Origin of the sequence: Corallococcus sicarius (assembly GCF_003611735.1) — a bacterium.
Classification (GTDB): Bacteria; Myxococcota; Myxococcia; order Myxococcales; family Myxococcaceae; genus Corallococcus; species Corallococcus sicarius.
Map to the genome: position 1 here is coordinate 1 of NZ_RAWG01000347.1, position 9,420 is coordinate 9,420.

11 protein-coding genes and 1 pseudogene are annotated in these 9,420 nt (G+C 69.6%); 7 read left to right on the forward strand and 5 right to left on the reverse strand.

Annotation, left to right across the window (positions count from 1 at the left end):
- Both D7X12_RS45660 and D7X12_RS35005 read right to left on the reverse strand, forming a co-directional pair.
- A partial coding sequence (locus D7X12_RS45660) for a cyclic di-GMP-binding domain-containing protein, MshE-related (RefSeq protein WP_500683236.1) occupies nt 1–117 on the reverse strand: 117 nt, incomplete at its 3' end.
- Nucleotides 89–604: pseudogene (locus tag D7X12_RS35005) on the reverse strand (cyclic di-GMP-binding domain-containing protein, MshE-related); the annotation flags it as partial. The gene D7X12_RS45660 and the pseudogene D7X12_RS35005, both read right to left, overlap by 29 nt.
- A gap of 312 nt (nt 605–916) precedes the next feature.
- Here D7X12_RS35005 and D7X12_RS35010 point away from each other — a divergent pair.
- The 4 genes from D7X12_RS35010 (at nt 917) to D7X12_RS35025 (ending at nt 3,673) form a co-directional block, all read left to right on the forward strand.
- Nucleotides 917–1,660: a MotA/TolQ/ExbB proton channel family protein gene (locus D7X12_RS35010; protein ID WP_120629552.1), complete on the forward strand. Its 744-nt coding sequence runs from the start codon at nt 917–919 to the stop codon at nt 1,658–1,660.
- 151 nt (nt 1,661–1,811) lie between these two features.
- Nucleotides 1,812–2,300, forward strand: a complete 489-nt coding sequence (locus D7X12_RS35015; protein WP_120629553.1) for an ExbD/TolR family protein — start codon at nt 1,812–1,814, stop codon at nt 2,298–2,300.
- 17 nt (nt 2,301–2,317) lie between these two features.
- Nucleotides 2,318–2,896, forward strand: coding sequence for an ExbD/TolR family protein (locus D7X12_RS35020; protein ID WP_120629554.1), 579 nt, complete (start codon nt 2,318–2,320; stop codon nt 2,894–2,896).
- 114 nt (nt 2,897–3,010) lie between these two features.
- Nucleotides 3,011–3,673, forward strand: a complete 663-nt coding sequence (locus D7X12_RS35025; RefSeq protein WP_120629555.1) for an HAD family hydrolase — start codon at nt 3,011–3,013, stop codon at nt 3,671–3,673.
- Nucleotides 3,674–3,755: 82 nt separating this feature from the next.
- Here the strand turns inward: D7X12_RS35025 and D7X12_RS35030 are convergent, their stop codons facing one another.
- Complete coding sequence (locus D7X12_RS35030) at nt 3,756–4,880, reverse strand: fatty acid desaturase family protein (RefSeq protein WP_120629556.1); 1,125 nt, start codon at nt 4,878–4,880, stop codon at nt 3,756–3,758.
- A 369-nt stretch (nt 4,881–5,249) separates the two neighbouring features.
- Here D7X12_RS35030 and D7X12_RS35035 point away from each other — a divergent pair, with 369 nt between their 5' ends.
- Together D7X12_RS35035 and D7X12_RS35040 are read left to right on the forward strand one after the other, a co-directional pair.
- Nucleotides 5,250–5,456, forward strand: coding sequence for a cold-shock protein (locus tag D7X12_RS35035; RefSeq protein ID WP_120613487.1), 207 nt, complete (start codon nt 5,250–5,252; stop codon nt 5,454–5,456).
- Between the two features lie 91 nt (nt 5,457–5,547).
- Complete coding sequence (locus tag D7X12_RS35040; protein WP_120613488.1) at nt 5,548–5,739, forward strand: hypothetical protein; 192 nt, start codon at nt 5,548–5,550, stop codon at nt 5,737–5,739.
- 122 nt (nt 5,740–5,861) lie between these two features.
- Here the strand turns inward: D7X12_RS35040 and D7X12_RS35045 are convergent, their stop codons facing one another.
- Nucleotides 5,862–6,083, reverse strand: a complete 222-nt coding sequence (locus tag D7X12_RS35045) for a hypothetical protein (RefSeq protein WP_120629557.1) — start codon at nt 6,081–6,083, stop codon at nt 5,862–5,864.
- 209 nt (nt 6,084–6,292) lie between these two features.
- Here D7X12_RS35045 and espC point away from each other — a divergent pair, with 209 nt between their 5' ends.
- A complete protein-coding gene (espC, locus tag D7X12_RS35050; RefSeq protein WP_167509090.1) occupies nt 6,293–8,839 on the forward strand; it encodes a serine histidine kinase EspC in 2,547 nt (848 codons plus the stop codon).
- A gap of 4 nt (nt 8,840–8,843) precedes the next feature.
- On the opposite strand, the gene D7X12_RS35055 is transcribed toward espC, so the two are convergent.
- Entirely contained in the window at nt 8,844–9,413 is a 570-nt protein-coding gene (locus D7X12_RS35055) for a YqaA family protein (protein WP_120629559.1), read from the reverse strand.
- Between the last annotated feature and the right edge of the window lie 7 nt (nt 9,414–9,420).

Sequence of the window (9,420 nt, forward strand, 5' to 3'; positions counted from 1 at the left end):
CCCCAGCGCTTCACTGAGCGCCTGGGCGAGCGTCGCCTCCGTGATGGCGCCCTGACCGATGAGCGTCACGCCCAATCGCTGTCGCGTCTGTCGCTGGGCGGTGAGCCCCGCCTCCAACTGCGCGGGCAGGCGCCGCGCCGGGGCGGGGGCCGGCCGCCACGGGCACCTTGTGGTAGTAGCGCAGGATGGCGCCGCGCACGGCGGACAGCGCCGTCACCCGGCCGCTGACCTTCAGGCCGCTGGTGAACTCAATCTCTTCGATGGCGGTGATGTTGAGCGGGTCCGCCATGGCCACCACCAGCTGACGCCGGCCGCCCACGCTCTCCAGCGCGAAGGGGAACAGGTCGTGCTGTTCGCAGAAGCGCGCGCGCAGCAGGTGCACCGCCGCCCAGTCCGGCGTGATCGCCGCCAGGTCCACCTGGGGCATCCCCAGCGCTTCACTGAGCGCCTGGGCGAGCGTCGCCTCCGTGATGGCGCCCTGACCGATGAGCGTCACGCCCAATCGCTGTCGCGTCTGTCGCTGGGCGGTGAGCCCCGCCTCCAACTGCGCGGGCGTGATCGCGCCGCGTTCCACCAGCAGCTCCCCGATGCGCTTCCTGGCCATGGCCTTGCGCCCTAACACGGCATGAGAAGGGTCCCAAATCGCTGGCACGCCTGGAGCGGAAGCCACGGGAAAGGGCTCGCATGCACCCGGCTCAGCGGCTAGGCAAGCCGCGCGCCAACGCAAAATTCCTGTGAGATTTCAGTAACTAACGCTGAGGGTGGCTGCCTTGACACGTCTGGAAGTGGTTCCTAGACTCGCGCCACCGTGATCCAATATTCCTGCTGACGACCTGGGTGGGTGTCCACCCGGCCGGAAGCAGTCCGGAACGGCTCGCAACCGCGAGCCTCGCCGCCCATCTGGAGGCCATCAGTGATGAACCTGGGGTTTGTAGCCAATCTGTCCGTTCTCGCCAACGCTGGCGGAGGCAATGAGACGTTCCTCCAAGAGCTGGGCCGCCGCTGGGAGTCCGGTCAGGCCGGCATGTACCCCATCGCGCTGTGCCTCGTGGTGGCGCTGGCCATCATCGTGGAGCGCAGCATCGTCCTGTTCGGCAAGGCCTCCATCAACAAGGAAGGCTTCCTGCGCGGGCTGAAGAAGCACATCTACGCGGGCGACCTGGACAAGGCCATCAACTACGTGGCCGGCCAGAAGAACACGCCGCTGACGAACGTCGTCAAGGCCGGTCTGATGAACGTCCCCAAGGGCCAGGAAGAGGTCCAGGCGGCGCTCGACGAGGCCAGCCTGCGTGAGACGCCGAAGCTGGAGGCGCGCACGGGCTACCTGGCGATGCTCGGCAACGCGGCCATGCTCGCCGGTCTGCTCGGAACGGTGAACGGTCTCATCACCTGCTTCGAGGCCGTGGCGAACGTGAACCCGGCCGACAAGGCGACCATTCTCGCGAACGGTATTTCTGAAGCCATGAACTGCACGGGCTTCGGTCTGCTGACCGCCATCCCGGCGCTGGTCGCCTTCTCCGTGCTGATGGGCCGCACCCAGAGCATCATCAACGACATCAATGAGACCAGCGTGTCCGTGCTGAACCTCATCGTGGCCAACCGCGACAAGTTCAAGAACCTCAACATCCCGGCCGCCGCCCACGCGCACGCCGAGGAGTAGTCCTCCTCGCAGCAGCGCAGGGTTGGAACCGGAAGCACCGGCGCGCTGTCTGAGAGCCTGAAGCACGGGGCCTGACAGCGCGCCCTTTCCTGAAACTTCTTGAAACGTCGTTCGTGCGCGAAGAGCGCGGTAGAGCAGGGAGGTAGTCGCCATGGCCGGCGGAATGGATCTGGGCACAGGTGGGAAGGGTGGCAAGAAGCCGCTCGACACCGCCATCAACATGGTGCCCTTCATCGACCTGATGGCAGTGACCATCAGCTTTCTCATCATGACGGCAGTCTGGACCCAGATTGGCCGTCTCCAGGTGTCGCAGGCCGGCGGGGCTTCCACGGACGAGCAGCAGGAGGAGGAGAAGACCAAGACGGTCCAGCTCACCCTCCTGGTGTCTCCCACGGAGATGCGGCTCACCGCCGACCAGAGCGCCTTCGACCCCATTCCCCTCACCCGGGATGACAAGGGCCGGCCGGACCTGACCAAGCTGGTGGCGCGCTTCAAGGAGTTGAAGGCGCAGCTGCCGGATCAGGCCGCCATCACCCTCCAGACCGAGGACCTGGTCCGCTACGAGGACCTGGTTCGCATCATCGACGAGTGCATTGGCTCTGGGTTGCCCCAGGTGTCCGTGTCCGCGGCGATGGGCTAACAGGAGCACTTCAAGCCATGGGTATCAAGGTTCCGGGTAAGCGGTACGGCAAGCGGCTGGAGCACTCCAAGGTCTTCGGCCACGGCGGTCACGGCAAGAAGAACGGGAACGCGGACCTGCTCATCACCCCGCTCGTCGACATGTTCGTCATCATCGTGCTCTTCCTCATCGCGAACTTCTCCGCGACGGGCGAGGTGCTGATGATGACCAAGGACATCGTCCTTCCCGAAGCGGTCAACGTGAAGGAAGTGGAGATGCACCCGGTGGTGATGGTGTCCAACGACCAGGTCAGCGTGTCGGGCACCATCGTGGGCCGGGTGGAGGACCTCACGAAGGACGAGTACCTCAACATCCCCGCGCTGGAAGAGAAGCTGCGCGACATGAAGAAGCAGTTCGAGGACCTCCACTCCATGGCGGGTGGCGCGGACACCTTCAAGGGTGACGTGAACATCCAGGCCAACAAGGACGTTCAGTTCAAGGTCATCAAGCGCGTGATGTTCAGCTGCGCCACGGCGGGCTACAACAACATCAACTTCGCCGTCATCCAGGCCGGTGGCGCTGCCGCCGGTGAGAAGACGGCCGCCGCCACCCCGTAGGTTTCCTGCTCGCGGCGGTCCCCGGCCGGTTCCGGGGTCCGCGCTTGACCCACAGACGCCCTGACCCCCTCGTGGGTCGGGGCGTTCGCGTTTTGAAGAGAGGCCCTCGTCGTCATGCCTGCCCTGCGCGCTGTCATCTTCGATCTGGACGGGACGCTGGTGGACTCGCTGGGGGACATCGCCACGGCGATGAACCACGCGCTCGTCCAGCACGGCCTCCCCCCGCACCCGGAAGACGCCTACCTGCTGTTCGTGGGCGAGGGCGTGGCCCGGCTCGCGCAGCGGGCCACCGGCGGGGCGGCCCCGGCGCTCCAGGGCGAGGTGCTGGCCACCTACCACGCGTACTACGACGCGCACCTGTTCGACCGGACCCGCGCCTACCCGGGCGTGGTGGGCGTGCTCCAGGCGCTCCAGGCGGACGGCGTGCGGCTGGGCGTGCTCAGCAACAAGTCCGACGACTTCGTGAAGCGGCTGGCCTCCAGGCTGCTGCCAGGGGTGGCCTTCACGGCCGTGTACGGCGAGCGGCCGGGCATCCCGCGCAAGCCGGACCCCACCGCGGCCCTGGCCCTGGCGGAGGAGCTGGGCGTGGCGCCGGGGGCCTGCGGCTTCGTGGGGGACACCTCCGTGGACATGGACACCGCGCGGGCGGCGGGCATGTACGGCGTGGGCGTCACCTGGGGCTTCCGGACGGCGGCGGAGCTCCACGCGCACGGGGCGCGCGCCGTCGTGTTCACGGCCGAGGGCCTGCTGGCCGCCCTGCGCGACGCGGGCAGGTAGCGCCCGCGCGGGAAAGCAGAAGGGGCCGCCTCCCACGTGTGGAGGACGGCCCCCGGAGGCGTCACGGAAGGTGCTGCGGGGCTCAGGCCGCCACGGCGAGCTTCGGCTGCTCGGCGGTGACCGACGCGGGCCGCCGGCCCAGCTGCTTGAGCATCCGGTAGTGCGAACCCACCGCGCCCAGGAACGTCTCCGACTCCGGGTAGGGCAGGCCGTGCTCCTTGGCGGTGGCCTGCACGATTTCGCTCAGCGCCGGATAGTGGATGCTGCACACCTTGGGGAACAGGTGGTGTTCAATCTGGTAGTTGAGCCCGCCCACGTACCAGCTCAGCACGCGGTTCTTGCGGGCGAAGTTCGCCGTGGTGCGCAGCTGGTGCACCATCCACGCGTCCTCCACGTTGCCGTTCTGATCCGGCACGGGGTAGTCCGTGGCTTCCACCACGTGGGCCAGCTGGAAGACGATGCCCAGGATGAAGCCCGCGGTCATGTGCATGGCGAGCAGGCCCAGCGCGAACTGCCACCAGGCCACGTCCAGGACCATCCAGGGGATGACCAGCGTCCAGGCGTAGTACACGGCCTTCATGCCAATCAGGCGGGCCCACTCGGCCGGCGCGTGCTTCTTGTCCTTGTAGGGGCCCAGGTCCTTCTGGAAGAAGTACTTGTAGTCCTTGGCGAAGACCCAGAAGACGGTGGTCAGCGAGTACGCCAGGAACGCGTAGAGGTGCTGCGCCCGGTGGTACGGCTTCCACTCGGAATGGGGCGACAGCCGCAGCTGCGGGCTCACCGTCAGGTCCTCATCCATGCCCTGGATGTTCGTGTACGTGTGGTGCAGGACGTTGTGGGTGATGCGCCACATGTAGCTGTTCGCCCCGATGAGGTCGAACGCCAGGCCCACCGCGGTGTTCACGCGCGGGTTGTCGCTGTAGGAGCCGTGCACGCCGTCGTGACCGACGCAGAAGCCGATGCCCGCGATGCCCGCGCCCATCATCACCGCCATGCCCAGCATGGCCCAGGGACCGAACCACCCGGTGAGCAGCAGCCCGTAGGTGCCGAAGGTGAAGCCCAGGATGGCCAGGGCCTTCACGTACATGGCGCCAGTGGCCCGCTGGGAGAGGTTCCGGGTCTCGAAGTATTCGGAGACCCTGCGCTTCAGGTCCTCGGCGAAGGACGCATCGCGCTGGCCGAAGGTCACACGGATGGGAGCGGTCACGGGGAGGGGCGCCTCATGGGTCGATACAAAGGGGTGGAACGGGACAAGCGGCGCGCAGGATAGGACACGTCGGTGTGGAAGTGTTCGGGGGTGGAAACTATTCCAGCCCTTCCCTCCAACACCGGAGCCCGGGGGAAGTGTCCCTCCCCTGGCCGCCTGGGGCGTCGGCCAGCGGGAAATGGACGGCCCCGTGAAGGCGTTTCACCGCAAGACCCGGGTTGTTACCTTGGATGGCGTGAGCCCGTGCTGGGAGTGGTTCCCGGCTCGACTTCATGGCTGTTCAGGGCTAAGGCGCGGTCTACGTCCCAAAAGCAGGGACGGGCAGTCTGGCGATGAAGCCTTACTGTCAGTGGGAGAAGGAAGCAGATTATGGCAAGTGGTACGGTGAAGTGGTTCAATGATGCGAAGGGTTTCGGCTTCATCACGCAGGACAGCGGTGGTCCGGACGTGTTCTGCCACCACACGGCCATCGTCGCGGACGGCTTCCGCACCCTGGCCGAGGGCCAGAAGGTGGAGTTCGAAGTGAAGAAGGGCCCGAAGGGGCTCCAGGCGGAGAACGTCCGCCCGGTCGGCTGAGCCCTCCGGCTCTGCTGCTTTTCACTCATCCACGAGGTCCGGCCTTGACGAGGCCGGGCCTCTTTTTCGCTAATTTTTCCCGGGAGGTCCCATGCAGGGAAGGTCCACGAAGCGGCAGAAGGAGATGGCGCGCCAGCAGAAGCAGCGCGAGAAGGACACCAAGAAGGCCGAGCGCAAGACGGAGAAGGATCAGCGTCCGGCGCGCGCCCCGGGGGAGGAGGATCCGGACATCGCCGGCATCGTCCCCGGGCCCCAGCCGTTGCCCGAGGCCTTCAACAGCTAGGTCGACGTGAACGCAAGAACCGCCCCGGCCTGTGCAGGCGCCGGGGCGGCGGTAGGAGGGGGCTGGCAAGCCCCTTTTTCATGTCCGCCCCTGGACTCGGGGCGGGCGCGGGACGACAGGGACTAGCCGGCGCCGTAGCGCAGCCGCTCCCGGTCCTCCGCGCGGTTGTAGGCGGTGGCCGCGGCGATGACGTGGCACACCCAGCCCAGCACCCCGCCCGTGCCCAACCAGAAGCCGGGGGTGATGATGAGCCAGAACACTCCGCGCAGGATGTCTCCGTTGTAGATCTGCCCCACGCCAGGGATGAAGAACGACAACACCGCAGCAAGACCGGGACGCGACATGGATTCGTTCCTCCTTGCCCCGGGATACGGCCCGCCGGGGCCCCCATTGCATCCCCTGCCGGACACCGCCTGCCTGCCGGGTGGGCGGGCCTGCTGGGGGAGTGCAACGGGGTTCCGTCCCCGCTAGCATGACGCATGTTCCTCCGGCCCTTTCATCAGGCCCGGAGGCACCGGGGGGAGTCATCATCCAAGGTCAGCAGCAGGCCCGTGTGGCGGCGTCGTTCCCGGTCCGGGGCCTTGCTGAAGGCCTGGCGTTGATCGTCGTGTACCTCGTGGCCGCGCGCGTGGGGCTGTCGCTGGCGGCGGACGACCACATCGCTCCGGTGTGGCTGTCGTCGGGCGTGGCGCTGGGCGGGCTGCTGCTCCTGGGCGTGTCGCGCTGGCCCGCCGTGTTCGTGGCCGCGGGGCTGGGCGGGCTCGCGCTGGAGCTTCCCCTGGGCGCGGTGCTGGGCATCTGCGTCGGGTCCACGTTGGAGGCGGTGGCGGGGGCCCTGCTGCTGCGCCGGGTGGCGTGCTCGCGGGAGCTGAACCGGGTGCGCGACGTCGCGTGGCTGGGCGTGGGGGCGGCGCTGGGCGCGCTCCTGGCCGCGGCCGTGGGCCCGCTGAGCCTCATGTGGGGCGGCGTGCTGCCCCGCGCGCAATGGGGGGCGGGAGCCTGGCTGTGGTGGATGGCGGACCTGCTGGGCATCCTGCTGGTGACGCCGCCGCTCCTGCTGCTGCGCAGGCCCCGGCGCGTGCGGGCGGCGTGGGAGATGGGCGTGCTGCCCGCGGTGACGGTGGCGGTGTGCGTGGGCGTCTTCGCCTTCCCGCAGCCGGGCTCCGGCATCGCGCATTCGCTGGCGTTCCTGCTCTTCCCGCTGTCGGCCTGGGCGGCCCTGCGCTTCGGGCCCCGGGGCGCGGCGCTGTCGTCGCTGTTCATCGCCATGGCGGCCATCGCCGGCACCGCGCGGGGGCTGGGGCCGTTCTTCACGGCCGGCGCGCTGCCGCAGGGGCTGGTGGTGCTGCAGCTCTTCATCGGCGTCACCGCGCTGACGGGCCTGCTGCTCGCGGCCGCCCGCGCCGAGCGCCGTCAGGCGGCGGAGGTGCTGGAGCTGCTCGCGACCACCGTGCGCGCGGTGCAGGAGGGGGTGCTCATCTGCGAGGTGCGCGAGCCGGGGGTGCTGCACACGGTGTTCGTCAACGAGGCGCTGTGCGCGCTCGTGGGCCGGCGGCGCGCGGAGCTGGTGGGCACGCCTCCCGGGGCGCTGCTCGCGTCGGGCGACAGCGGGGAGCGGCTGCGGCTGGCGGAGACGCTGCGCGAGGAGCGCTCGCTGCGCGCGGAGGTGGCCCTGACGCGGCCGGATGGCACGCGGGTGTGGAGCGAGATGCAGCTGTCGCCGGTGCGGGCGGACGGCGAGGCCGTGACGCACTTCGTGGCCACCCACCGCGACGTCACCGCGACGAAGGAGCTGCAGGCCCGGCTGGTGGCCGCCGAACGCGTGGCCGCGGTGGGGACGCTGGCCGCGGGCGTGGGCCATGAAATCAACAACCCGCTGGCGTACCTGGCGCTGAACCTGGAGGCCGCCCAGCGCAGCCTCGCGGCGGAGGGCGCGGAGGCCCCCGCGCGCGTGCGCGACGCCCTGGGCAGCGTGCGCGGGGCGCAGGAGGGCGCCGAGCGCATCCGCCTCATCGTGAGGGACCTGCAGGTGTTCAGCCGCGAGGGCGCCCCCGAGCGCGGGCTGGTGGACCTGAACGCGCTGGTGCCGCCCGCGGTGCGCGTGGTGCTCCATGCGCTGCGGTCCCGCGCGCGGCTGGTGGAGCAGTTCGGGCCGGTGCCCCGGGTGCTGGGCAGCGAGGCGCGGCTGGGCCAGGTGCTGCTCAACCTGCTGGTGAACGCCCTGCAGGCCATCCCGGAGGGCGACCCCGGCCGCCACGAGGTGCGCGTGCGCACCGGCACGGCGCCGTCCGGCTACGCGCGCGTCGAGGTGGAGGACACCGGCGGCGGCATCCCCCCGGACGTGCTGCCGCGCATCTTCGACCCGTTCTTCACCACCAAGGCCAGCGGAGAGGGCACCGGCCTGGGGCTCGCCATCTGTCAGCAGATCATCCGCACGCACGGGGGCGAGCTGCACGTGCACAGCGTGCCGGGACAGGGCGCCACCTTCACGCTGCTGCTGCCGCCCGCGCCCGTGCAGAGCGCGGAGCCTTCCACGTCGCCCGCCCTCCGCGGGAATGCACGCGGGCTGGAGGCGGCCTGGAGCGTGCCTCCGAGCCTGTCTCCGAGCTTGTCTCCGAGCTTGTCTCCGAGCTTGTCTCCGAGCCTGTCTTCGAGTGCGTCCCCGGGACCGCGGGGCCGGGTGCTCATCGTGGACGACGAGCCCCGGCTGGCGCAGTCCATGCGCCTGCTCCTGGACCCGTACCACGACGTCGTCACCGTCACGCGCGGCGAGGAAGCGCTGGCGCGGGTGGCGGGGGGCGAGCCCTTCGACGTGGTGCTGTGCGACCTGCAGATGCCGGGGATGGATGGCATCGCGGTGTACCGGCGGCTGGTGGAGGAAGCGCCCGCGCTGGTGTCCCGGCTGGTGTTCATCTCCGGCGGCGTGTCCTCACCGGAGGCCCGCGCGTTCATGGAGACGGTGGCGAACCCCGTGCTGGAGAAGCCGGTGCGTCCGGACGTGCTGCTGGCCACGGTGGCGGCCACGCTCGAGAGCGTGGCGCGGGAGCAGGAGCGCGAGCAGGAGGCGCGCGACGCGGTGGGCGCCGCGCGGCACGGCTAGCGCGTCAGACGCGCAGCCACTTGCGCGCGGTGGGCCCGAAGAAGCGCACCACGCTGCCCACCAGGAAGAAGCGCACCGAGCGGCCGATGACGGACGCCAGCAGGAACTGCTCCAGCGGCACCGACACCAGACCGCTGCCAATGGCGACGATCTTGAACGGCGTGGGCAGGATGGAGCACAGGAGCGCCAGCACCCAGAAGTTGCGCCCCAGCAGCTCTCCCACCGTGCCGGACACGCCGAAGCGGTCCACCCGGACGTTCAGGTCGATGTGCAAGAGCTGCGTGATGCCCTCCCCCATGAACGCGCCCAACCCGTAGCCGATGAGGCCTCCCACCAGGCTCGCCAGGGTGCCCAGCAGGCAGTAGCGCACCCACTTCTTCGGCTGGGCGAGCACCATGGGGACGAGGATGGCGAACGGGGGAATGGGGAAGACGGACCCGTCCACCACGGACACCGCCATCATCGTGGCCAGCGCGTGCGGCGTGGAGGCCGCGGCTTCCACGCGCAGGTACAGCCGGCGGTACCAGGACAGCTTGGGGGCGTCCCCGGCGGGGGTGACCGGGGACGCCCCCAAGCTGTCC